The sequence below is a fragment of the Shinella sp. WSC3-e genome (genome assembly GCF_945994535.1).
In the GTDB taxonomy this organism is placed as follows: domain Bacteria; phylum Pseudomonadota; class Alphaproteobacteria; order Rhizobiales; family Rhizobiaceae; genus Shinella; species Shinella yambaruensis.
The window spans coordinates 265,670-290,124 of the sequence record NZ_OZ000535.1 but is presented as its reverse complement, the minus strand read 5'-3'; the positions used below and the strand labels follow the sequence as shown (position 1 = coordinate 290,124).

General features: G+C 67.9%; 18 protein-coding genes. 10 read left to right on the top strand and 8 right to left on the bottom strand.

The window, feature by feature from the left end:
• Positions 1-212 precede the first annotated feature (212 nt).
• On the top strand, positions 213-3,395 hold the full coding sequence (locus AABF56_RS33665) for an efflux RND transporter permease subunit (RefSeq protein ID WP_244768952.1): 3,183 nt from the start codon (positions 213-215) through the stop codon (positions 3,393-3,395).
• Positions 3,396-3,717: 322 nt separating this feature from the next.
• Here AABF56_RS33665 and AABF56_RS33660 read toward each other — a convergent pair whose 3' ends face one another.
• From AABF56_RS33660 to AABF56_RS33630, 7 genes are all read right to left on the bottom strand, one after another.
• Complete coding sequence (locus AABF56_RS33660; RefSeq protein WP_244768951.1) at positions 3,718-5,337, bottom strand: dihydroxyacetone kinase subunit DhaK; 1,620 nt, start codon at positions 5,335-5,337, stop codon at positions 3,718-3,720.
• A 14-nt stretch (positions 5,338-5,351) separates the two neighbouring features.
• Positions 5,352-6,347, bottom strand: a complete 996-nt coding sequence (locus AABF56_RS33655; RefSeq protein WP_244768950.1) for an ABC transporter ATP-binding protein — start codon at positions 6,345-6,347, stop codon at positions 5,352-5,354.
• Positions 6,340-7,437, bottom strand: a complete 1,098-nt coding sequence (locus AABF56_RS33650) for an ABC transporter ATP-binding protein (protein WP_272808973.1) — start codon at positions 7,435-7,437, stop codon at positions 6,340-6,342. Before AABF56_RS33650 ends, AABF56_RS33655 begins: the two co-directional genes overlap by 8 nt.
• A 4-nt stretch (positions 7,438-7,441) precedes the next feature.
• Entirely contained in the window at positions 7,442-7,630 is a 189-nt protein-coding gene (locus AABF56_RS33645) for a hypothetical protein (protein WP_244768948.1), read from the bottom strand.
• Positions 7,627-8,568, bottom strand: coding sequence for a carbohydrate ABC transporter permease (locus AABF56_RS33640; RefSeq protein ID WP_272808972.1), 942 nt, complete (start codon positions 8,566-8,568; stop codon positions 7,627-7,629). The genes AABF56_RS33645 and AABF56_RS33640 overlap by 4 nt, the downstream gene beginning before the upstream one ends.
• Positions 8,565-9,512: a carbohydrate ABC transporter permease gene (locus AABF56_RS33635; protein WP_244768946.1), complete on the bottom strand. Its 948-nt coding sequence runs from the start codon at positions 9,510-9,512 to the stop codon at positions 8,565-8,567. The genes AABF56_RS33640 and AABF56_RS33635 overlap by 4 nt, the downstream gene beginning before the upstream one ends.
• A 422-nt stretch (positions 9,513-9,934) precedes the next feature.
• On the bottom strand, positions 9,935-11,269 hold the full coding sequence (locus tag AABF56_RS33630; protein WP_244768945.1) for an ABC transporter substrate-binding protein: 1,335 nt from the start codon (positions 11,267-11,269) through the stop codon (positions 9,935-9,937).
• A gap of 287 nt (positions 11,270-11,556) precedes the next feature.
• On the opposite strand from AABF56_RS33630, the gene AABF56_RS33625 reads away from it, so the two are divergent.
• The 9 genes from AABF56_RS33625 to AABF56_RS33585 all read left to right on the top strand — a co-directional run bounded on the left by AABF56_RS33625 (position 11,557) and on the right by AABF56_RS33585 (position 21,587).
• Positions 11,557-12,603, top strand: a complete 1,047-nt coding sequence (locus tag AABF56_RS33625; protein ID WP_272808971.1) for a LacI family DNA-binding transcriptional regulator — start codon at positions 11,557-11,559, stop codon at positions 12,601-12,603.
• A 244-nt stretch (positions 12,604-12,847) separates the two neighbouring features.
• A complete protein-coding gene (locus AABF56_RS33620) occupies positions 12,848-13,351 on the top strand; it encodes an Lrp/AsnC family transcriptional regulator (RefSeq protein ID WP_272808970.1) in 504 nt (167 codons plus the stop codon).
• A 3-nt stretch (positions 13,352-13,354) separates the two neighbouring features.
• Positions 13,355-14,899 carry a hydantoinase/oxoprolinase family protein gene (locus tag AABF56_RS33615; protein ID WP_272808969.1) on the top strand — a complete coding sequence of 515 codons (1,545 nt, stop codon included), beginning with the start codon at positions 13,355-13,357 and terminating at the stop codon, positions 14,897-14,899.
• On the top strand, positions 14,896-16,017 hold the full coding sequence (locus tag AABF56_RS33610) for a DUF917 domain-containing protein (RefSeq protein ID WP_272808968.1): 1,122 nt from the start codon (positions 14,896-14,898) through the stop codon (positions 16,015-16,017). Before AABF56_RS33615 ends, AABF56_RS33610 begins: the two co-directional genes overlap by 4 nt.
• A gap of 33 nt (positions 16,018-16,050) precedes the next feature.
• The gene (locus AABF56_RS33605) at positions 16,051-17,616 is read left to right on the top strand and encodes an ABC transporter substrate-binding protein (RefSeq protein ID WP_272808967.1); all 1,566 of its coding nucleotides are present in this window, start codon (positions 16,051-16,053) and stop codon (positions 17,614-17,616) included.
• 387 nt (positions 17,617-18,003) lie between these two features.
• Entirely contained in the window at positions 18,004-19,026 is a 1,023-nt protein-coding gene (locus AABF56_RS33600; RefSeq protein ID WP_272808966.1) for an ABC transporter permease, read from the top strand.
• A complete protein-coding gene (locus tag AABF56_RS33595; protein WP_244768938.1) occupies positions 19,023-19,862 on the top strand; it encodes an ABC transporter permease in 840 nt (279 codons plus the stop codon). The genes AABF56_RS33600 and AABF56_RS33595 overlap by 4 nt, the downstream gene beginning before the upstream one ends.
• Positions 19,849-20,802 carry an ABC transporter ATP-binding protein gene (locus tag AABF56_RS33590; protein WP_272808965.1) on the top strand — a complete coding sequence of 318 codons (954 nt, stop codon included), beginning with the start codon at positions 19,849-19,851 and terminating at the stop codon, positions 20,800-20,802. Before AABF56_RS33595 ends, AABF56_RS33590 begins: the two co-directional genes overlap by 14 nt.
• A complete protein-coding gene (locus AABF56_RS33585) occupies positions 20,799-21,587 on the top strand; it encodes an ABC transporter ATP-binding protein (RefSeq protein WP_272808964.1) in 789 nt (262 codons plus the stop codon). The genes AABF56_RS33590 and AABF56_RS33585 overlap by 4 nt, the downstream gene beginning before the upstream one ends.
• Before the next feature lie 44 nt (positions 21,588-21,631).
• On the opposite strand, the gene AABF56_RS33580 is transcribed toward AABF56_RS33585, so the two are convergent.
• Positions 21,632-24,283, bottom strand: a complete 2,652-nt coding sequence (locus tag AABF56_RS33580) for a nitrate reductase (protein WP_272808963.1) — start codon at positions 24,281-24,283, stop codon at positions 21,632-21,634.
• Positions 24,284-24,455 lie beyond the last annotated feature (172 nt).

Genomic DNA, 24,455 nt, shown 5'->3' with positions numbered 1-24,455 from the left:
GGCAAGAACCCCGCTCAATCCGCGACGTCGGAGATGGGCGAGAGGCTGCTCCATCCGATCTCCCCCCTTGAGGGGGAGATGGCCGGCAGGCCAGAGGGGGGTGCTACGGCAAACGGCCAAGATTAGAGGCCGCCAATACCAACAATCCCATACCCGCCGGCGGCGCATCGCCCGCCGGATGGGCCCGTTCGTCCCTGGAGAGGGGTATTGCCATGAACATCTCCCGTTTCTTCATCGATCGCCCGGTCTTCGCCGGGGTGCTGTCGATCCTCATCGTCGTCGCCGGCCTGATCGGCATGCGCGCCCTGCCGATCTCCGAATATCCGGAGGTCGTGCCGCCCTCGATCGTCGTGCGCGCCACCTATCCCGGCGCAAACCCGGTCGTCATTTCCGAAACCGTCGCGACACCGCTCGAAGAGCAGATCAACGGCGTCGAGGACATGCTCTACATGAACAGCCAGGCGACCTCCGACGGCGTCCTGACGCTGACGGTCACCTTCAAGCTCGGCACCGATCCGGACAAAGCCCAGCAGCTCGTGCAGAACCGCGTGTCGCAGGCCGAACCCCGCCTGCCGGCCGAAGTGCGCGCGCTCGGCGTCACCACGGTCAAGAGCTCGCCGGACTTCATCATGGTGGTGAACCTCGTCTCGAAGACCGACCGCTACGACATCACCTATCTGCGCAACTACGCCACGCTGAACATCAAGGACCGCCTCGCCCGCATCGAGGGCGTCGGCCAGGTCCAGGTGTTCGGCGCGGGCGACTATGCGATGCGTGTCTGGATCGATCCGCAGAAGGCGGCGGAGCATGCGCTCGCCGCCAGCGACATTTCCAACGCCATCCGCGAGCAGAACGTGCAGGCCGCCGCCGGCATCATCGGCGCCTCGCCCACCGCCAACGACGTCAACCTCCAGCTCAACGTCAATGCGCAGGGGCGCCTGCGCACGCCGGAGGAATTCGGCAACATCATCGTCAAGACCGGCGCGGAGGGCCAGATCACCCGCCTGCGCGACGTTGCCCGCATCGAGATGGGCGCGGCCGACTATTCGCTGCGCTCGCTGCTCGACGGCGAGCCGGCCGTCGCCGTCGCCGTGCTCCAGGCGCCGGGCTCCAACGCCATCGAGATCGCCGACAACGTCCGCGCCACGATGGACCAGCTCCAGATCGCCATGCCCGAGGGCGTGAAATACGAGATCGTCTACGACACGACGGAATTCGTGCGCGCCTCGATCGACAAGGTCGTCGACACGCTGCTCGAGGCCGTGGCGCTCGTCGTGCTCGTCGTCATCATCTTCCTCCAGACTTGGCGCGCCTCGATCATCCCGCTGCTCGCCGTCCCGGTCTCCATCATCGGCACCTTCGCCGTGATGTATGCCTTCGGCTTCTCGGTGAACGCGCTGACGCTCTTCGGCCTGGTGCTCGCCATCGGCATCGTGGTGGACGATGCGATCGTCGTCGTCGAGAACGTCGAGCGCAACATCGAGAACGGCCTTTCGCCGCGCGAAGCGACCTACCGGGCCATGCGCGAGGTCTCCGGCCCGATCATCGCCATCGCGCTGGTGCTCGTCGCCGTCTTCGTGCCGCTCGCCTTCATCAGCGGCCTCTCCGGCCAGTTCTACCGCCAGTTCGCGCTGACCATCGCGATCTCGACGGTCATCTCCGCCATCAACTCGCTGACGCTCTCCCCGGCGCTCGCCGCCCTTCTCCTGAAGGATCACCATGCGCCGAAGGATTGGCTGACGCGCGTGATGGACGGCCTGTTCGGCTGGTTCTTCCGCGGCTTCAACCGCGCCTTCAGCGCCGCCGGCAACGGCTACGGCCGCAGCGTCGGCGGGCTCGTCACGCGCAAGTCCCTGGTGATGGCGGTCTATCTCGCCCTGGTCGGCGCGACCTATGCGGTGTTCAACGCCGTGCCGGGCGGCTTCGTGCCGGCGCAGGACAAGCAGTACCTCATCGGCTTCGCCCAGCTTCCGGACGGCGCGACGCTCGACCGCACGGAAGAGGTCATCAAGAAGATGAGCGAGATCGCGCTGGAGCAGCCGGGCGTCGAGCACGCCATCGCCTTCCCGGGCCTGTCGATCAACGGCTTCACCATCGGCTCGAATTCCGGCATCGTCTTCGCCTCGCTCGCCCCCTTCGAGGAGCGCACGACGCCGGAGCTTTCCGGCGGGGCGATCGCCATGCAGCTGAACCAGAAGTTCGGCGCCATCCAGGATGCCTTCATCGCCATGTTCCCGCCCCCGCCGGTCAACGGCCTCGGCACGACGGGCGGCTTCAAGCTGCAGATCGAGGACCGCGCCGGCCTCGGCTACGGGCCGCTCAACGAGGCGACGCAGGCGTTCCTGGCGAAAGCCTACCAGACGCCGGAGCTGGCGGGCCTGTTCTCCAGCTTCCAGATCAACGTGCCGCAGCTCTACGCCGACCTCGACCGCTCCAAGGCCCAGCAGCTCGGCGTGCGCGTGACCGACGTGTTCGAGACGCTGCAGATCTATCTCGGCTCGCTCTACGTCAACGACTTCAACGCGTTCGGCCGCACCTACTCCGTGCGCGTCCAGGCGGACTCCGCCTTCCGCGCCAAGCCGGAGGATATCGGCCAGCTGAAAGTGCGCTCGCAGACGGGCGAGATGATCCCGCTCGCCGCCCTCCTCAAGGTGGACGCGACGACCGGGCCGGAGCGCACCACGCGCTACAACGGCTTCCTCGCCGCCGACATCAACGGCGGCCCGGCCCCCGGCTTCTCCTCCGGCCAGGCGCAGGAAGCCGTCGAGAAGATCGCGGCCGAGACGCTGCCCCCCGGCATCGACTTCGAGTGGACGGACCTCACCTACCAGCAGATCCTCGCCGGCAATTCGAGCATCGTCGTCTTCCCGCTGGCGCTGCTCCTGGTCTACCTGGTGCTCGCCGCGCAATATGAAAGCCTGACGCTGCCGATCGCCATCATCCTGATCGTGCCGATGGGCGTGCTCGCCGCGCTCGCCGGGGTCTGGTACACGGGCGGCGACAACAACGTCTTCACCCAGATCGGCCTCGTGGTGCTGGTGGGCCTGTCGGCGAAGAACGCCATCCTGATCGTCGAATTCGCGCGCGAGCTGGAATTCGAGGGCAGGACGCCGATCAAGGCCGCGATCGAGGCGAGCCGCCTGCGCCTGCGCCCGATCCTGATGACCTCGATGGCCTTCATCATGGGCGTCGTGCCGCTGGTCCTGTCCACCGGCGCGGGCGCGGAAATGCGCGCCGCCATGGGCCTTGCCGTCTTCTCCGGCATGATCGGCGTCACCTTCTTCGGCATCTTCATGACGCCGGTCTTCTACGTGCTGCTGCGGCGTTTGGCGGGCAACCGTCCTTTGGTGCAGCATGGCAAGTCGACGATGGAGGGAGAGACGCAGGCGGTGTAAAGCGGAAGGCCCCTGCCCACAAGGGCAGGCGAATTGCATATGGCAGCACGCTGCTGCTTTCCCCTTCTCCCCCGCGGGGAGAAGGTGGCCCGAAGGGCCGGATGAGGGGGCTTGCACACCGTCCGACATCTGCGCCACCCCCTCATCCCGCTGCCGCGACCTTCTCCCCGCGGGGGAGAAGGGGCAAGACGCGTCGCCTCATTCCATATGCAACTCGCCTGCCCTCAAGGGGAGATGCCGGCAGGCAGAGGGGGTCTTCACCGCAAACGAAAAGGCCGGAGCGGCACCATCGCCGCCCCAGCCTTGATTTTTTCGACGCCCCTCAAGCCGCCAGATGCTCGAACAGCCGGGCGACCGCCTCCGCGCCGGGATCGACATGCCCCTCAAGCTGCTTCGCGTTGATATAGGCCGCCCGCCCCGCCTTCGCGCGCGTCAGCGTCGCGGTGAAGTTCGCGCCCTCGCGCGCCGCGCCGGCGGCTGCCGCCACGCTCTCACCGAGCGCTTCGAGGGCGGGGGAGAGGGCGTCCACCATGGTGCGGTCGCCGATGCTGGCGCCGCCGATCTCCTGCATACGGGCGAGCCCGGCGCGCAGGGCCTCGCGCATCGGCAGGCCGCTGGAGGCGCCGTCGCCGGCGGCGGCGAAGAAGATGGCGAGCAGCACGCCGGAGGAGCCGCCCATCGTCTGGCTCAGCTCCTGGCCGATGGCGCGCAGGAGCTGCGTGTGGTCGGAGAGCGGCAGGCGGTCGATGGCGTTGATCAGCGCGCGGGCGGCGCCCGCCAGCGTCGAGCCGGTGTCGCCGTCGCCGGATTTGGCATCGAGCGCGTTGAGGTCCTGTTCGGCGGCGATCAGCACGTTGCAGCAGTTGATGACGAAGGCACGGGTCGCCTCGTGGTTCGAGGGCATCGGCGTGATCGGCGTCAGGCCGTCCGGCAGGGCCGCGACCGCGATCGGCCGGACTTCCGAGACGCCGGGCCAGGCGGCGATCGGCACGGGGGTTTTCAGGAGCTCCAGCTCGGCCGCGTCGGCGGGGAAGACGGAGATGGAAAGGCCCTGCATGTCGAGCGAGGTCATCAGCGGCGCGGGGCCGATGGCATGGGTGATCCGTGCGCCGACCGAGGAGCCGAGCAGGTCATGGGCGAGCACCGACATTTCCAAGACGGACGCGCCGCCGAGATTGTTGATCAGCGCGACATGCGGTCCCTCGCCCATGACGGCGGCGAGCCGCTCGACCATGGTGGCGACCGAGGCGCGCGCGCCGGCGAAGTCAATTTGCTCGACGCCCGCCTCGCCATGGATGCCGAGGCCGAGCTCGGCCTTGCCCTCGGGAATGCGGTCCTCCTTCGGCGAGCCGGGCACGCGGCAGGTGTCGAGCGACATGCCGATGGAGCGCGTGCCGGCGATGACGTTCCTGGCGGCCGCCGTGACCGTGTCGAGGTCGGCGCCCCGTTCGGCGAGCGCGCCGGCGATCTTGTGCACGAAGAGCGTTCCGGCGACGCCGCGGGCCTGCGGCAGGTCGGGCAGGGCGATGTCGTCACCGACGATGACCATCGAGACATTGAGGCCGAAGGCACGCGCCCGCTCGGCGGCGAGGCCGAAATTGAGGCGGTCGCCGGTATAGTTCTTGACGATGAGGAGACATCCGGCAGGACCGGTCACCGCGAGGATGCCGGCGAGCACGGCATCGACACTCGGCGAGGCGAAGACGTCGCCGCACACGGCGGCGGTCAGCATGCCCTTGCCGACGAAGCCGACATGGGCGGGCTCATGGCCGGAGCCGCCGCCGGAGACGAGCGCCACCTTCGACTTGTCCCAGTCGCTGCGCTTGACGACGCGGATATGCGGATAGCCGTCGAGCCGGGTCAGCGCGCCGCCCGAAAGGGCGAGCACTCCGTCGATCGCCTCGGTGACGACGTCTTCGCGCTTGTTGATGAATTGCGCCATGGTTGTTGTTCTCCCTAAGCTAAACGCATGCCGGCCGCGTCGAAATAGAGCGGCCGCGACGGTTGGATGCGGATGGTCTCGCCGCCCTTCAGCGGCGTGTGGGCGTCGGTGACGGTGATGAGGTCGTGCCGCTTGAAGGAAAGGTGCAGGCGCGTCTGGTCGCCGAGATGCTCGACGCGCTTGACCAGCGCCTCCTCCCCCTCCCCTTGCGCGATGTGCTCGGGGCGAAGGCCGATGCTTTTCGCCCCCGCCGGCGCGCCGGCGAAGAGGTCGGCCGGCAGCACGTTGATGCGCGGCTGGCCGAGGCGGGTCGCGGCATAGACGCTGACGGGCTCCTCGTAGACTTCGCGCGGCGAGCCGAACTGCACCAGTTTGCCCTCATTGAGCACGCCGACATGGGTCGCCATGGTCATCGCCTCGATCTGGTCGTGGGTGACGTAGAGCAGTGTCGCGCCGGATTTCGCCTGGATGCGCTTCAATTCGATGCGCAGGTCCGCCCGGAGCTTCGCGTCGAGCGAGCTCAGCGGCTCGTCCATCAGGAAGATCTCGGGATTGCGCACCAGCGCGCGGCCGATGGAGACGCGTTGCATCTCGCCGCCCGAAAGCGCCGTCGCCTTGTTCTCCAGCTTGTGGGCGATCTGCAGCACCTCCGCGACCTCCTGGACCTTCCGGTCGATCGCCGCCTTCGGCGTCTTCAGGAGCGGGGATTTCAGGGGGAACTCCAGATTCTGGCGGACGGTGAGGTGCGGATAGAGCGAATATTGCTGGAAGACCATGGCGACATTGCGCTCGGCCGGCGACAGGCCCTTCATCGGCCGGCCGCCGATGAAGACCTCGCCGCCGTCGGGCGCATCGAGGCCGGAGACCATGCGCAGCACCGTCGTCTTGCCCGCGCCTGTCGGGCCGAGCAGCACGACGAAGGAGCCGTCCGGCACCGTCAGCGAGACGTTGTCGAGCGCGACGGTGCCGCCGAAGCGTTTCGTGACGTTTTCAAGCACGACCTCAGCCATGTCCGAGCACTCCTTCATTGCCTTCCGAGAGGAGGGCCTTGCCGCTTTCCGCATCGAAGAGCGAGAGGGTCCGCGCGTCGAAATCGAGGCCGACAAGCTCCTCCTCTCGCACCAGCTGCGCCGAGGAGATGCGGGCTTTCACCTCGCCGTGTTCCGTCGAAAGGGTGACGATCTGCGTCGTGCCGAGATATTCGACGGCGCTGACACGGCCGCGATAGGCGGCATCGTCGCGGAACTTCACATGTTCCGGCCGGACGCCGAGCGTCAGGCGGCCGTCGCGGCCTTCGCGCGCGGCGGGCACGTTGACCGTGACGCCGCCGAGATCGACGCTGCTGCCGCCGATGCCGATCATGCCTTCGAACTCCAGGAAATTCATCGACGGCGAGCCGATGAACTGGGCGACGAATTTCGTCGCCGGCCAGTCGTAGATCTGCTGCGGGCGGCCGAACTGTTCCACGACGCCATGGTTCATGACGACGATCTTGTCGCCCATCTGCATGGCTTCGAGCTGGTCGTGCGTGACATAGACGGTGGTCGCGCCCATGCGGTCGTGCAGCGCGCGCAGTTCTTCCGCCATGTGCTCGCGGAATTCCGCGTCGAGCGCGCCGAGCGGCTCGTCCATGAAGAAGGCCTTCGGCCGGCGCACGATGGCCCTGCCGAGCGCCACGCGCTGGCGGTCGCCGCCCGAAAGCCCGCCGACCGGCTTGTCGAGGATATGCTCGATCCTGAGGATGCGGGCGACCTCCGCGACGCGCGTCTTCACCTCCTCGCGCTTCATGCCCTGGCTGACCAGCGGATAGGAGATGTTCTTGCGCACGTTCATGTGCGGGTAGAGCGCGAACATCTGGAAGACGAAGGCGATGTCGCGCTGGCTGGCCGGCTTCATGCCGACCTCCTCGCCGTCGATGAAGATCTCGCCCGAGGTCGGCAGTTCGAGGCCGGCCATCATGCGCAGCGTCGTCGTCTTGCCGCAGCCGGAGGGGCCGAGCAGCATGAAGAACTCGCCGTCCTCGATGGTGAAGGAGGAGGAGCGCACCGCGGTGAAGGCGCCGAACTCCTTGCGGACGTTCTGGATTTTTATCTGCGCCATCGGCCTATTCCGGGAAATGGCTGACGATGATGAACATCACCGTGCCGAGGAGAGTGACGACGAAGGACCAGGAATAGAGCGTGAGCGCGAAGGGCTGCATGAGCATGACGACGCCCGCCGCGATCAGCACCGAGGCCAGCATTTCCCAGGCGCTGCGCCGGAAATGCAGGAGGCCGTTGAAAAATCGTGTCATTTGCGGACTGCTCCGAAGGTGATGCCGCGCAGGAGATGCTTGCGCAGGAGGATGGTGAACACCATGACCGGCACGAGGAAGAGCGTCGCGCCGGCGGCGACGGCGGGCCAGTCCTGGCCGCTGACGCCGATGATGGTGGGAATGAAGGGCGGGGCCGTCTGGGCGTTGCCGGATGTCAACAGCACGGCGAAGGCATATTCGTTCCAGGCGAAGATCAGGCAGAAGATCGCGGTGGAGGCGATGCCGGTCGCCGCCTGCGGCAGCACGACCTTGTAGAACGCCTGGAAGCGGGTATAGCCGTCGATCAGCGCCGCCTCCTCGTATTCGACCGGGATCTCGTCGATGAAGCCCTTCAAGAACCAGACCGAGAGCGACAGGTTGACCGCCGTATAGAGCAGGATCATGCCGGCATGGGTGTCGCTGAGGCCGAGCGAGCGGAACATCAGGAAGATCGGGATGGCGACGGCGATCGGCGGCATCATGCGCGTCGAGAGGATGAAGAAGAGAAGATCGTCCTTCAGCGGCACCTTGAAGCGCGAGAAGGCATAGGCAGCCGCCGTGCCGAGCACGATGCAGAGCACCGTCGAGCCGAAGCCGATTATGACGGAATTGGTAAAACGTTCGGCAAAACGCGAGGGGCCGGAAATGACGAGCCCGTCCTTGCGCACCAGCTTGTCGTACCAGGTGGTGGGCTCGCCCAGCGCCTGCAACTGCTCGGTCGAAAGCCGGGTGCGCGTGGTGAAGACGTTGACATAGCCTTCCACCGTCGGCGTGAAGAAGGTCTTCGGCGGATAGGCGATGGCGTCGGACGGGGTCTTGAAGCTGGTGGCGATGATCCAGACCAGCGGCAGGATGGTGATCAGCGCGTAGCCGACGACCAGGATGCCCGCGACCCATTTCTGCCTTGGCGAGGGCTCGGTGACGGAATAGCTGCTCATCGTTGTTTCACCTTGTTGAGCGCCTTGACGTAGATCGAGGCTAGGCCGAAGACCGTGACGAAGAGGATGACGGCATAGGCAGAGGCATAGCCGGTGCGCCACTTCTCGAAGGCCTCGCGCTTGAGGTTGATCGAGGTGAGCTCGGTGATCGAGCCCGGGCCGCCGCCCGTCAGCTGCACGACGAGGTCGAACATCTTGAAGTTCTCGATGCCGCGAAAGAGCACGGCGAGCATCAGGAAGGGCAGGACGAGCGGGATGGTGATCGTCCAGAACTGCCGCCACTTGCTGGCGCGGTCGCATTCGGCGGCCTCATAGATGCTCCCCGGAATGGAACGCAGGCCCGCAAGGCAGATCAGCATGACGAAGGGCGTCCACATCCAGGTGTCGACGATGATGATCGCCCAGGGCGCGAGCTTGACGTCGCCGATCATCGAGAAGCTGGAGGGGTCCGCGCCGGTGAGGAAGCCGACCGCATAGTTGAACAGGCCGATCTGCGGCTGGTAGAGGAAGGTCCAGAAATTGCCGACCACCGCCGGGCTGAGCATCATCGGCAGCACGATGATCGTCGTCCACAGATCGTTGCCGCGGAACTTCTTGTTGATGAGATAGGCGAGCGAGAAGCCGATGAGGACCTGCAGCACGATGGTCCAGATCAGGAAATGCGCCGTCGCCTGCATGGTCAGCCAGATGTCGCGGTCGGACAGGATGCTGGCATAGTTCTTCAGGCCGACGAAATCGACCTCGGCATTGGGCCGGTTGACGCGGAAATTGGTGAAGCTCAGCCGGATCGTCCAGATGAGCGGGAAGATGTTGACCGCCAGCAAGAGCACGATCGACGGGGCGACGAAGAGCCAGGCGAGCGCGCGGTCGGACAGGCCGTGCATGCGTCTGGCAATGGCGTGCGGCGTCGCCTCGGCGATCCGGTCCACGGAGGATTTCAGCATGGGTGTTCCCCTGACTATCTGACTGGGCGGCGACAGAGCCGGGGCAGATCCCCGGCTCCGGCCGCGCCCGTGGCCCGCTGGGAGGCGGCGGGACAGGGCAGAGTATGAAGACGATCGGCCGCGACGCAAGAAGGTGCCTCGTTTCCCTTCTCCTCTACGGGGGCAGCGCCATCGCAGAAAGAAGGAAACCGCTGCCCCATCCCCTTCTCCCCCGCGGGGAGAAGGTGCCGGCAGGCGGATGAGGGGGATGCCGGAGGCGCAAAGGCTCTATCCGAGCCACCCCCTCATCCGGCCCTTCGGGCCACCTTCTCCCCGCGGGGGAGAAGGGGACAACGGCAGTGTCGAACCCCGATGCGATGGCCCTGCCCCATGGGAAGAAGGGAGCCGCATCGGCTTGCGTTCAACCCGGCCGCCCGGCGGCGTCAGTACTTGCCTTCGTCGTCGAAGACCTGCGTCCAGTCCTTGGCAAGGCCGTCGAGCGCGTCCTGCGCGGAGCCCTGGCCGGCGACGACATAGTCGTGGAAGCGTTTCTGCGCCGCCTGCAAGAGTGAGGCATAGGCGGGCTCGGCCCAGAAATCCTTCACGATCGCCATGGAATCGAGGAAGGTCTGCGCATAGGGCTGGCTGGTGGCGAAGCTTGGATCCTCGACCACCTTGCGCAGCGCCGAATAGCCGCCCATCTGCCACCATTTTTCCTGGATTTCCGGCTGGGCGAACCATTTGATATAGGCGAGCGCATCCTCCTGCTTTTCCGAGGCCGCGACCACGGAAATGCCCTGCCCGCCGAGCTGGGCGAAGGCGACGCCGTCCGGGCCTGCCGGGTTCGGGAAATAGCCGGACTTCTCGCCACCGACATTGGCGTCGGCATGGATGCCCGGCCAGGTGAAGGCGAAGTTCATGTGCAGCGCGACCTGGCCCGACTTGTAGGCGTCGATGTCCTCGGACATGTAGGCGTCGGAATGGCCGGGCGGCGTGCAGCAATCGTAGAGCTGCTTGTAGAATTCCAGGCCCGCCACCGCCTTGGCGGAGTTCACGTAGCCTTCCAGCTCATAGGGCTTGTCCGGGTTCTCGTACTGGAAGCCGAAGCTGTAGAGCACGTCCATCACGCCCATGGTGATGCCTTCGGAGCCGCGCTCCGTATAGATCGCCGCGCCGTAGACGGTCTTGCCGTCGATCTCGCGCTTCTGGAAGAATTCGGCGATGTCCTTCAATTCGGCAAAGGTCTTCGGCACGGCGAGGTCGCGGCCGTATTTCTCCTTGAACGCCGCCTGCAGCTCGGGCCGTTCGAACCAGTCCTTGCGGTAGCTCCAGCCGACGACGTCGCCGAAGGCCGGCAGCGCCCAGTAGTTCGGCGAGTTCTTCGGCCATTCCGCGTAACCGACGACGGTCGCGGGAATGAAGTCGTCCATCTTGATTCCTTCCTTGTCGAAGAAATCGTTGAGCTTGACGTACTGGCCGTTCTCCGCCGCGCCGCCGATCCACTGGCTGTCGCCGATCATCAGGTCGCAGAGCTTGCCGCCGGAATTCAGCTCGTTGAGCATGCGGTCGGCGAAGTTCGGCCATGGCACGAACTCGAATTTCATCGTGACGCCGTTCTTGGCCTCGAAATCCTTGCTGAGCTCGACGAGCGCGTTCGCCGGGTCCCATGCGGCCCAGCACAGCGTCAGATCCTTTGCGCTCGCTTCACCCGTGGCTGCGGCGCCGGCAGCCAAGAGGGCCGCGAAAGCGGCCAGTGATGTGGCATGGCGAAATGTCATGGCGGGGACCTCCTCCCTCGCCTTCCGACCCCATCGGAAGGCTGAAAACGCCCGGTGCGGGCATATGGCGCGGACTGGCTTTCCGGCGGGCCCGCAATCGGGCCCTCCTCCTCCGCGCCGCCTCTTGTGGCACGCGCCGTTCCTCCTGCCGGCCACGCAACGAGTCATATTGAGGTGCGCACCTCAATGCAAGCAATTTTTGAGGTGCGCACTTCAATTCTTGCTTTTCGCCTGCTTTTGTTGGAGGAATCGGATCAGGATCACGCCGTCGTGAAAGAGAGCGGAGAATGCGGCCCACCGCGAAAGACCTGGCAGAAGCCGCGGGCGTCAGCCTCGCGACGGTCGATCGCGTGCTCAACGAGCGGCCGAATGTCAGCCCGAAGGCCGCAAGGAAGGTGGCCGAGGCCATCGAGCGCATAGGCTTCGTGCGCAATCCCGCCGCCGTGGCGCTGGCACGCAACAAGACCTACCGCTTCCGCTTCGTGCTGCCGACCTCCGGCGACCAGTATCTTGCCGAACTCCTCGCCCGCGTGCGCGAGGCCAAGGAGGCCTTGCGCGCCGATTCTACCGAGGTCGAGGCCGTGCAGATCCCGATGAGCGACCCGCACCACGTCGCCAAGTACCTCACCGCCATCGACCACGACGCGGTGGACGGCGTCGCCGTGATGGCGCCGGAATCGCCGCAGGTGCGCGACGCGCTGCTGCGCCTCGTCGAGCGGGGCGTCAAGGTGGTGCAGTTCCTCTCCGGCCAGGAGCGGCTGGAGAGCGCCGACTATGTCGGCATCGACAACTTCGCCGCCGGCGCGACGGCCGGCAAGATCGCCGGCCGCTTCATCGGCGCGCGGCCGGGCAAGATCATGGTCGTCGCCGAGACCATGATGGCGCTCGACAGCATCCAGCGCCGCCTCGGCTTCGACAGCATCATCAACGCGCAGTTTCCGCATCTCGAGAGCCTGCCCTCGCTGGAGACCTATGCGGACGAGAAGCGCGCCGACCTCATCATCCGGCGCACGCTGCAGCACAATCCCGACACCGTCGCCGTCTATGTCCTGAGTTCCGAGGCGCGCGTCCCCCTCTCCGCAGTCTGGAACGCGCAAGGGGACCGCCCCCTCACCGTCATCGCCCACGAGCACACGCCCTTCAGCGCGCAGGCGCTGATGGACGAGCGCATCGACGCCGTGATCGCGCAGGACCCCGGCCATGCCGTGCGCAGCGCCCTGCGCATCATGCGCGCCCGCGCCGACCATCGCGAGCTTCTCGCCTCGCAGGAGCGCATCCGCATCGAGGTGCTGCTGAAGGAAAACCTGCCGCTGCGGAAGACCGCCGGCCTCTGACCCCTCCAAAGCCGTCCGGAAACCGCGCCATGGCAGGCGGCGGGCTGCGTCCGCGCGTTTCCGTTTCGGCAACGGACAGCCCCGGAAAGACTCCTCTCCGGTTGCCGGATCGGCAATTTTCTGCATCCGGAAGCCGAAAACCGGGATATTTTCGGAAAGAATGGCCCGATATGGCTGAAATATTCTTGACACAATTCCGTTTCGGAAATCTACTTGATGCATTCAGGCCGAAATGGAACCGCGCATGAGCCAACGCTACCTCGTCGACGATCTGGACCGCGAGATCATCCGCTACCTCAGCGAGGACGGGCGCCTTTCGGCCGCCGAGATCGCCGGCCGGATCGGCAGCGTCTCCGAGCGCACCATCCGCAACCGCATCGCCGGCCTGCTGCAGGCCAAGATGATCGTCATCGGCGCCATTCCCGATCCCGTGGCGCTGGGGCGCGACGTGCAGGTCGAGCTTCTGATCGAAATCGAGCCGGGCCGGCAGGAGGAGGTCGCCATTCAGCTCGCCGAATATGACGAGATCGGCTACCTCGCCGCCACCAGCGGCACGGCCAATCTCAGCGCCTCGCTCTTCGTCGCCGATCATGCGGCGCTTCTCGAATTCATCGACCAGGAGCTGGGCAAGCTGCCCGGCGTGAAGCGCGTGACGAGCTCGGTCGTCCTGCGCCTCTACAAGGTATTCGGCACGAGGACGACCGCGATCAGCCGCGGCACGGACCTCGGCGGCAAGAAGAAAGGATAACCCATGCTGCGCATCGGGGTGGATGTGGGCGGAACCAATACGGATGCGGCGCTGCTCTCCGGCACGACGGTTCTGGCCACGGTGAAATCCGCGACCACGGCGGACGTGACCTCCGGCGTCGCCGCGGCGATCCGCACGGTGCTGGCCGAGGCCGGCATCGCCGCCGGCGCGGTCAACGGCGTGATGATCGGCACCACGCATTTCCTCAATGCGGTGGTCGAGGGACGGCACCTCAAGAAGGTCGGCGTGCTCCGGCTCTGCGGCGCGGCGACGCGCTCGCTGCCGCCGATGATCGACTGGCCGGACACCCTGCGTCCCATCGTCGAGGGCGGCGCGGCGCTGGTCGGCGGCGGCCTCAACTATGACGGCTCGGACATCGCGCCGCTCGATGGCCTCGCCATCCGCGCGGCCTGCCGCGACTGGCGCGCCCGGGGCATCTCCGCCATCGCGATCTGTTCCGTCTTCGCGCTGGTCGATCCGCGCATGGAGATCGAGGCGGCCGCCATCGTCGCCGGGGAAATGCCGGATGCCGCGATCAGCCTGTCGCACCGCATCGGCCGCACCGGCCTCCTGCCGCGCGAGAACGCGGCGATCCTCAATGCCAGCCTCCACACGCTGGGCCGCGAGACGGTCGGCGCCTTCCGCTCGGCCTTCGCCGCGCTCGGCCTTGCCTGCCCGCTCTATCTCACCCAGAACGACGGCACGCTGATGGCGGCGGACTTCGCCGAACGCTACCCGGTCTTCACCATCGCCTCCGGCCCGACCAACTCCATGCGCGGCGCCGCCTTCCTCACCGGGCTTTCCGACGCCGCGGTCATCGATATCGGCGGCACGACTACGGATATCGGCATGCTCGTCGCCGGCTTCCCGCGCACCCGCAGCGAGGGCGCGATGATCGGCGGCGTTCCGACCAATTTCCGCGTGCCCGACGTCTATTCCTTCGGCCTCGGCGGCGGCAGCATCGTGCGAGACGGCGCAGCGCCGACCGTCGGCCCCGACTCCGTCGGCTTCCGCCTGCCGCAAAGGGCGCTGTGCTTTGGCGGCGACACGCTGACGGCGACCGATATTGCGGTTGCCGCCGGCCTCGTCGACCTCGGCGACCGCAGCCGCCTTTCCCACATCACGCCGGATTTCGCGCAGAAGATGCTGGCGCAGATGAAGGCCAGCATCGAGACCGTGCTCGACCGCATGAAGCCGAGCGCCGAGCCGATTCCGGCCATCCTCGTCGGCGGCGGCTCCGTGCTGGTCGAAGGATTGCTGGAGGGCACCTCCGTTTCGCTGAAGCCGGATCATTTCGGCTCGGCCAACGCCATCGGCGCGGCCATCGCGCAGGTTTCCGGCGAGGTCGACAGCGTGGTCTCGCTGGAAGGCACGACACGCGAGATCGCGCTCGAATCCGTCGTCGCGGAAGCGCGGGCGCGCGCCGTCGAGGCGGGCGCGGCCGCCGAAACGACGACGCTCGCCGAGATCGAGGAAACGCCGCTCGCCTACCTGCCCGGCAATGCCGTGCGCGTCGCGGCGAAAGTCATTGGAGAATTGCGGGCATGAAATACTGGACGCTCACCGAGGCGGATATCGACCGCATCGCCATCGGCTGCGGCATCCTCGGCACCGGCGGCGGCGGCAGCACCTATCACGGCGCGCTGCGCGCCAAGGCGCTGCTGCGGGAGGGTAAACGCATCCGCATGGTGCGCCCGGCCGACATGGACCCGGATGCGCAGATCATCGGCATCGGCGGCATCGGCGCGCCCACCGTCGGCATCGAGAAGATCGCCGAGGGCGGCGAGGGCGTGCGGCTCCTGCATGCGCTGGAGCGCCATATGGGCCGCAAGGTCGATGCACTGCTCGGCGACGAGGTGGGCGGCGGCAACGGCATCGCGCCGATGCTGACGGCGGCCATGGTGGACCTGCCGGTCGTCGACGCCGACGGCATGGGCCGCGCCTTCCCGGAGGTGCAGATGACGACCTTCTTCATCCACGGCCAGCCGGTGCAGCCGGCGGCGCTCGCCGATGCGGACGGCAACGTGCTGGTCGTCACCGACGCCACCACGCCGAAAATGCTGGAAAAGCTGCTGCGCGCCAGCACCATCGCCATGGGCTGCACGGCTCTGATGACGACCGCGCCGATGTCCGGCGACTTCGTGCGCCGCTTCGGCGTGCCGCACACGACGAGCCAGGCCTGGAGCCTCGGCGACGCCGTGCTCACCGCCCGCGCCGCCAAGGCGGACCCGGTCGAGGCGATCCTGCAGCAATCCGGCGGCGTGCGGCTGATGCGCGGCAAGGTGACCGATATCGGCCGCCGCGTCATGGCGGGCTTCACCCGCGGCAAGCTGACCGTGGCGGGGCTCGATGGCGATGCCGGCCGCACGCTGACCGTCGAGATCCAGAACGAATATCTCATCGCCCGCGAGGGCGAGACGATCATCACCATGGTGCCGGACCTCATCTGCATCGTGGATTCGGAGACCGGCCGCGCCATCGGCACGGAGGAGCTGCGCTACGGCCTGCGCATCGACGTGCTGTCCATGCCCGCGCCGGTGCTGCTGCGCAGCGAGATCGCGCTCGCCTCCGTCGGCCCCCGGGCCTTCGGCTATGATTTCGACTTCGTGCCGATGGGCGTCTCCGCCGATGCGCCCGCGGTCCCGCATTACGAAGAAGACGCCTGATCGTCCGATCAAACCATCCATTGGGAGCCCGACATGAACCGCCGCAATTTCCTGAAGACCACCGTCCTTGCCGCCCTCGCCAGCGCCGCCACCGCGCGCTGGAACTTCGCCATGGCGCAGGGCGCCAGCCAGATCTTCACGCTCGCCTATCCGACGAGCTTCCCGGACCTCGACCCGGCGACCTCGTTCTCCAACGACGGCGCGGTGCTGGCCAATGTCTATGAGGGCCTGACGCGCTACATTCCCGGCGACGAGAAGACGGAGGCGAAGATCGAGCCGCGGCTCGCCACCGCTTGGGAGGTGAGCGCCGACGGCAAGACCTGGACCTTCACCCTGCGCGACGGCGTGACATTCCACGACGGCACGCCGCTGACCTCCGAGGCCGTCAAGGGCTCCATCGAGCGCACCAAGAAGATCGGCGGCGGCGCGGCCTTCATCTGGGGTCCGGTCACCGCGATCGAGACGCCCGAGCCGCTGAAGGTCGTCTTCCAGCTCTCCGAGCCGCAGCCGCTCGACCTCATCGCCTCGGCCGGTTTTGCCGCCTGGATCTACGCGCCCTCCTCCTTCGACAAGGACAATGCCTGGTTCAACGCCGGCAACGATGCCGGCACCGGCCCGTTCAGGATCTCGCGCTACGAGCCCGGCCAGCGCGCAGTGCTCGACCGCGTCGAAGGCTACTGGGACACCGTGCCGGACGGCGCCTTCCAGACGATCTCCTTCGAGATCATCGAGGACACGACGCTCGCCCAGAACATGATCGAGAGCGGCCAGGCCGACTGGACCTATTCCATTCCCTTCGAGAACCTCGAGGCGATGAAGGCCAATCCGGACCTCAACGTCGTCTCCAACCCCTCCTTCGAAACGCTGTTCGGCCTCTACAACGTCAAGCGTGCGCCGCTCGACAAGGTGAAGGTGCGCCAGGCGCTGTCGCTCGCCTTCCCCTATGACGACGTGATCGCCGCCGGCACGATGGGCCTCGGCACCCGCGCCAAGGGCGTCGTGCCCGCCGGCATCTGGGGCCACGACGCCGATGCGCCGATCCCCAGCACCGACCTGGAAGCCGCCAGGGCGCTGCTGGCGGAGGAAGGCATCGAGCCGGGGCTGGAACTGGTCATGACCTATTCCACCACCCAGGCGCTTTCGGCCGTTGCCGGCGAGCTCTGGAAGGCGAACCTCGAAACCCTCGGCATCACGCTGACGCTGCAGCCGATGGCCTGGGAAGCGCAATGGCAGCTCGGCAAGTCGGACCCGAAGGCCGCGCAGGACATTTTCGTCATGTTCTGGTGGCCGACCTTCGTCACGCCCTACGACTACCTCTTCAACCTGTTCCACACGGAAGAAAAGCCGAACTTCAACCTCGGCTACTATTCCAACCCCGAGGTGGACGCCAAGATCGACGAGGCGGCCAAGCTCTCCGGCACCGACCGCCCCCGCGCCGAAGCCCTCTTCATCGAGGCGCAGCGCACGGTGATCGAGGAAGCGGCGGCCGTCTTCATGGTCGACCGGCCGAACGTCCACATTATCCGCTCGGACATCAAGGGCTATACCGACAATCCGGCCTATGGCCATGTCACCTTCGTCAACGAACTGAGCCGGTAACGGAACGGGAAACCCCCAGATGACGCGCGCGCACCCCTCCTTGGCCTGCCGGCCATCTCCCCCTGAAAGGAGGAGATCGGGTGGGGTGGCGCTCCGCCCTTCTTCGACGGTGCCGTTGAAGCCGGGTTCCCGCCTCGCGACCTCTCCTTTGGCGGCGAGAGGTCGTGCCCATGGGGCGGACCCGTCCTGCCTGCTCCCTTCTCCCCCTCGGGGAGGAGGTCGCGGCAGCGACATGGGGAGAATGCCGCAGGCGAACCCGTCCGATCATGGCGCCCGCGCCCCGCATCCGGCCCGGCGCGACGCGTCCGCCCGGAAAATGCCGGCAGGCGGCGGGGGTGCTCGCCGCAGCCCTTTCACCCTCCCCTCCGCCATGCGATCGGCCCGCTGATGGAACTCCTCCGCTACATCCTGCGCCGCACGGTCCTCTCCGCCTTCGTCGTCGTCGGCGTGACCTTCCTGGTCTTCATCGTGGCGCAGGTGGTTCCCTCCGATCCCGCCGCGCTCTATGCCGGCCCGCGCCCGACGGCCGAGCAGATCGAGAAGGCGCGCCAGGAACTCAACCTCGACGCGCCCCTGCCCGCCCGCTTCGCCACCTTCGCGGCCGCGATGGCCTCCGGCGACTTCGGCGTCTCCTACAAGTCGCGCCGGCTGATCGCCGAAGACCTCAAGGCCTACCTGCCGGCGACGCTGGAGCTTGCGGTCTTCTCCACCGGCCTTGCGCTTCTCATCGGCATTCCGCTCGGCGTGCTCGCGGCCGCAAGGCAGGGCAGGTGGCCGGACAGGCTCGGCAGCTTCGGCTCCATCGCCGCCGTCGCCATGCCGACCTTCTTCCTCGCCATGATCCTGCAGCTGGTCTTCGCGCAATGGCTCGGCATCCTGCCGCTGTCCGGCCGGCTGTCGCGCGAGATCGCGATCGGCGCGCCGCTGCCCGTCGTCACCAATTTCACGCTTGTCGACGCGCTCCTTGCCGGCCGGCTCGATGCCTTCGGCAATGCGGTGACCCATCTCATCCTGCCGGCGCTGACGCTCGCCTCCTACCCCGCCGGCGTCGCCATGCGCCTGACGCGCTCGGCGATGATCGAGATCCTCGAGCGCCGCCACGTCGTCGCCGCCCGCGCGCTCGGCCTGTCCGAGCCGCGCATCCTGTTCGGCCATGCGCTGCCGAACGCCATGGGTCCGGCCCTGACGGTGATCGGCCTCTCCTTCGCCTATGCGCTGACCGGCGCGGTGCTGGTCGAGATCATCTTCGCCTGGCCGGGGCTCGGCCGCTACGTTTCCGAGGCGATCCTCGCCAAGGACTTTCCGGTCATCGCGGCCGTCACCATGGTGGTGACGATCTGTTATGTCGTGATGAACCTCCTCATCGACATCGCCCAGGCGCTGGTCGACCCGCGGGTGGCGCTCTCATGAAAAAGCTCGTTCACCGCCTCGGCTGGCCCGGCACGATCGCCCTTGCCGTCGTCCTCCTCTTCGTCTTCGTCGGCCTCTTCGCGCCGTGGATCGCGCCCTATCCCGCGCAGGGCGCCGGCGCGCCGAACGTGCTGGCGAAGCTCGCGCCGCCCTCGGCGGACTATTGGCTCGGCACAGACCATCTCGGCCGCGACATCCTGAGCCGCATCATCTACGGCACCCGCGTCTCGCTGACCAACGGCGTGCTGATCGTCGCCTTCTCGCTGCTCATCGGCCTGCCGGTCGGCCTTGCGGCGGGCTATTTCGGCGGCTGGATCGACGAGGCGCTGATGCGCGGCACCGACGTCTTCCTCGCCTTTCCCGCGCTGCTGCTCGCCGTGCTGATGGCCGCCGCCCTCGGCCCGGGTTTCCTCAACAGCATCATCGCCGTCGCCGTGACCTGGTGGCCCTGGTATGCCCGGCTTGCCCGCGCGGAAGTGCTGGTGCTGCGCGGCCAGCCCTATGTGGAGGCGGCGCGGCTTGCCGGCGTGTCGCATCCGCGCATCATCGCCCGCCACATCCTGCCCGCCACCGGCCGGCCGCTGACCGTGCAGGCCGCGCTCGACGTCGGCCCGGCGCTGCTGACCGCCGCCGCCCTCTCCTTCCTCGGCCTCGGCGTTCTGCCGCCGACGGCCGACTGGGGCCAGATGGTCGATGCCGGCCGGAAATTCTTCCCGGCGCGCTGGTGGTATTCGGCCATGCCCGGCCTGACGATCTTCATTGTCGCGCTCGCGTTCAGCGTGCTCGGCGATGCGCTGCGCGAGCGCAAGGGAGGGACCGTCCGTGCCCCTGCTTGACATAAGCGACCTCTCCGTCCGCATCCCGACGCCGGAGGGCGAGGTGCATGCCGTGCGCGCCGTCAGCCTTAGGATCGAGCGCGGCGAGATCCACGGCGTCATCGGCGAATCCGGCTGCGGCAAGACGATGACCGGCATGGCCACGCTCGGCCTTGCGCCGAAGGGCACCCGCATCGAGGCCGCGCGCTTCCATTTCGACGGCGCGGACCTGCGCGAACAGGCGAAGGCCCTGCGCGGCAAGCGCATCGGCATGATCGCGCAGGACCCCGCGGCCGCGCTCAACCCGGTGCTTTCCATCGCCCGCCAGATGGACGACGTCATCCGCGCCCACCGCACCCTGCCGCGCGAAGCCCGCCGCAGGGAGGCGGCCGACCTTCTCGCCGCCACCGGCCTGCCCGATCCTGAAAGGGTGCTGAAGAGCTATCCGCACCAGCTTTCCGGCGGCATGCAGCAGCGCGTGGTGATCGCCCAGGCGCTGGCGACCGGCGCCGACTTCCTCATCGCCGACGAGCCGACCACGGCGCTCGACGTCTCCGTCGGCGCGCAGGTCCTCGCGCTGCTGCGCAAGCTCGTCGCCGAGCGCGGCCTCACCGTGCTGATGATCACCCACGACATGGACGTCATCGCGGAGGCCTGCGACCGGGCGACGGTGCTCTATGCCGGCCGCTCCGTCGAGACCGGCCCGGTGGAGGCCGTGCTGCAGAAGCCCGGCCATCCCTATACGCGCGCGCTGCTCGCCGCCCTGCCGGATGCCGCCCCGCACGGCGCCCGCCTTGCCGCCATCGAGGGCTCCATCCCGCCGCCGCGGACGAGGATCGCCGGCTGCGCCTTCGCCCCGCGCTGTCCGAAGGCCATGCCCGTCTGCGCCGCCGAGCCGCCGCCCGAACGCGCCCGTGACCGCCACACCTGGCTCTGCCACCTGCCGGAGGATGCGGCATGAGCCCGGCCCCGATGCTCGACGTCAAGGATCTCGTCATCCGCTATCGCGCCGGCCTCTTCGCGCCGCGCCCGAAACCGGCCGTCAACGGCGCCAGCTTCCGCCTTGAAAAGGGCGAGACCCTCGGCATCGTCGGGGAAAGCGGCTCGGGCAAGACGAGCCTGCTGCGCGCCATCCTGCGCCTCCTGCCGGTGGAAAGCGGCACGGTGCGGCTCGACGGGCAGGACTGGCTGGCACTGCAGGGCGACGCCCTGCGCGGCGCGCGCCAGAAGATCGGCGTCGTCTCGCAAAATCCCTTCCTGTCGCTGAGCCCGCGCCTCACCATCGCCGAGATCGTCGCCGAGCCCCTGCTGGCCGCCGGCGCACGGCAAGGCCCGGCGCTGCGCGAGAAGATCGCCGCGCTCGTCGCCGATTGCGGCCTCACCGCCGATTTCCTCGACCGACGCGCGCGGGAGATTTCCGGCGGCCAGGCGCAGCGCGTGGCGATCGCCCGGGCGCTGGCGCTGGAACCGGGCCTGCTCATCCTCGACGAGCCCACCTCGGCGCTCGACGTCTCCGTGCAGGCGCAGATCCTCAACCTGCTCGCGGACCTCAAGGAAAGCCGCGGCCTCTCGATGCTCTTCGTGACCCACAACCTCAAGGTCGTCGCGCACATTTCCGACACGCTCCTCGTCATGCGCCGCGGCGACGTCATCGAGTTCGGCCGGACGGAAGCGGTGATCGCCGCCCCTGCCGAGGCCTATACGCGCGACCTCCTGTCCTTCGGCCGCAAGGCGGCTGCCGGATAGCGCGATCCTTGTACGGCGCAGGGGCCGGCGCCGCCGGCTCCCCCTCATTCCGCCGCCGCGGCAAGACACCTGTCGACGATGCTGCGGATCTCCCCGCGGCAGGAACCGCAATTTGTGCCCGCCCTCGTCGCCTCCCCGACCCCTTCGACGCCGTGGCACCCGCCGCGCACGGCCGCAACGATCTGGTTGACGCCGACGCCGAAGCAGGCGCAGACCGTGGCGCCGGGATCCGGCCTGTCCGCCCCCGGCCGGCCGGCGACGAGGGCGAAGCGCCGGCGCAGGTTCGCATGCCCGGCCGAAAGTTGCGCGATCGCCCAGTTGCGTGCCACCGCCACCGGTTCGCGCGCAAGGAAGAAGGCCGCGAGCAGGCGCGGACCGTCGAAGAAGGCGAGGCGGATCTCGCCGGTCTCCCGGTCGGCGTAACCGAGCGGTTCGACCGCGTCCGGGATGGCGAAGGCACGCCGGCACCAGACGGCCCAGTCCTCCCCGGGACTATCGAAGGCAAGCTCCAGCCGCCAGCCGCCCTCGGCCTTCGCCAGCGCCCAATAGGCGGCCTCGAGCCCTTCCGGCCTTGCCCGCGAGACGGCAAAGGCATAGGAGGCGGCCTTGAACGGGCGGGCGGCGACGGCGACGTTCTTCGAGGCCGGCTGGCCGGAGATCCTGTCCGTCAGCGGCGGCACGAGGGTGTCGACGCGGGCTTTCGCCGCGAACTGGTCATTCCAGTGCATCGGCGCGAAGAGGCTGCCGCGCGCCTGCCGGTCCGTGACGAGGGCGCGCACCACCACGCTGCCGCGCGGGCTTTCGATCTCGACCAGGCCGGCGGGCACGACGCCGATCTCCAGCGCATCGCGCGGGTGGAGCTCGGCAAAGGGTTCCGCGATATGGGTGGAAAGGCGGGCGCTTTTGCCGGATCGCGTCATGGTGTGCCACTGGTCGCGGATGCGGCCCGTGTTCAGCGTGAAGGGATAGGCGGCATCGGTGCGGTCGGCCGCGGCGGGCGCGACGGCGACGAAACGCGCCCGGCCGTCCGGATGATAGAAGCCGCCGTTCGCGAAGAACCGGGTTTCCCCCTCCCCGCGGCCTGCCGGCTGCGGCCACTGGAAGGGCGAAAGCGCGTCATAGGCCGCCGGCCCGATGCCGGCATGGGCGCCGATATCGAAATCCCGGCTGCCGCCGTTCTCGAAGGCGGAGAGCGCCGCATGCTCGGCGAAGATCCCCGACGCCCCGTCATAGGCGAACGCACGCGCAAAGCCCATGCGCCGGCCGACCTCGGCCAGCTGCCACCAGTCCGCCCGTGCCTCGCCCGGCGCGTCGAGGAACGCCCGCTGGCGGGAGACGCGCCGTTCGGAATTGGTGACGGTGCCGTCCTTCTCGCCCCAGCCGCGCGAGGGCAGGAGCACATCGGCGTGGCGGGCGGTGTCCGTCTCGCGCAGGATGTCGGAGACGACGACGAAGGGACAGGCCCTGATCGCCGCCTCGACGGCATCGGCGTCCGGCATCGAGACGACCGGGTTGGTCGCCATGATCCACAGCGCCTTGATGCGTCCCTCCGCCACCGCACGGAACAGGTCGACCGCCTTCAGCCCCGGTTTCTCGGCGATGCGCGGCGCCTGCCAGAAGCGCTGCACGCGTTCGCGGTCCTCCGCGCTTTCGATCTCCATATGGGCGGCCAGCATGTTGGCGAGGCCGCCGACCTCGCGCCCGCCCATGGCGTTGGGCTGGCCGGTCAGCGAGAACGGTCCCATGCCCGGCCGGCCGATGCGGCCGGTGGCGAGGTGGCAATTGAGGATGGCGTTGACCTTGTCGGTGCCGGACGAGGACTGGTTGACGCCCTGGCTGTAGCAGGTCACCACCTTTTCGCTCGCCGTGAACAGCCGGTAGAATTCGCGAAGCTGCATGGCCGGCAGGCCGGTCCGCTCCAGCGCCTCCGGAAAGGAAACCGCCGCCGCGAAGGCCTCGGAAAAGCCCATCGTGTGCGCCGCGATGAAATTCTGGTCCACCGCGCCGTTCTTGACGAGATGGGAGAACAGGCCGGCGAACAGCGCCACGTCCGTATCCGGCCGGATGGCGAGGTGCAGGTCGGCGATATCCGCCGTCATGGTGCGGCGCGGATCGATGACCACCACCTTCAGGCCCGGCCGCCGCGCCTTGGCCGCGGCCAGCCGCTGGTAGAGCACCGGGTGGCACCAGGCAAGGTTCGAGCCGGCGAGGACCACGAGGTCGGCAAGCTCCAGGTCCTCGTAGGTCCCCGGCACCGTATCGGCCCCGAAGGCCCGGCGGTGGCCGGCGACGGAGGAGGACATGCACAGCCGCGAATTGGTGTCGATATTCGCCGAGCCGACGAAACCCTTCATCAGCTTGTTGGCGACGTAGTAGTCCTCCGTCAAAAGCTGGCCGGAGACGTAGAAGGCGACGGAATCCGGCCCGTGTTCTTCGATGGCGGCGGAGAATTTCTCCGCGACGAGGTCGAGCGCCTCGTCCCATGTCGATTGCCGGCCGGCGATCTCGGGATGGAGGATGCGGCCGTCGAGATCGATCGTCTCGGCGAGCGCCGAGCCCTTCGAGCAGAGCCGGCCGTAGTTCGAGGGATGGTCCGGATCGCCCCTGACGGAAACCGCGCCGTCCTCGCCGACCGTGGCGATCACCCCGCAGCCGACGCCGCAATAGGGGCAGGTGGTTTTCGTTTCAACGGGCATGGGCGGCGCCTCGCGGGGACGCTGCACGCCCCTCATCCCCCTGCCGGGACCTTCTCCCCGCAAGCGGGGAGAAGGAGGGTATGGCGACGTCGGTGCTCCATCGGCCTTCTCCCCGTCGAAACGGGGAGAAGGTGGCGGCAGCCGGATGAGGGGCAAGGCTGGCTCCTGTCAT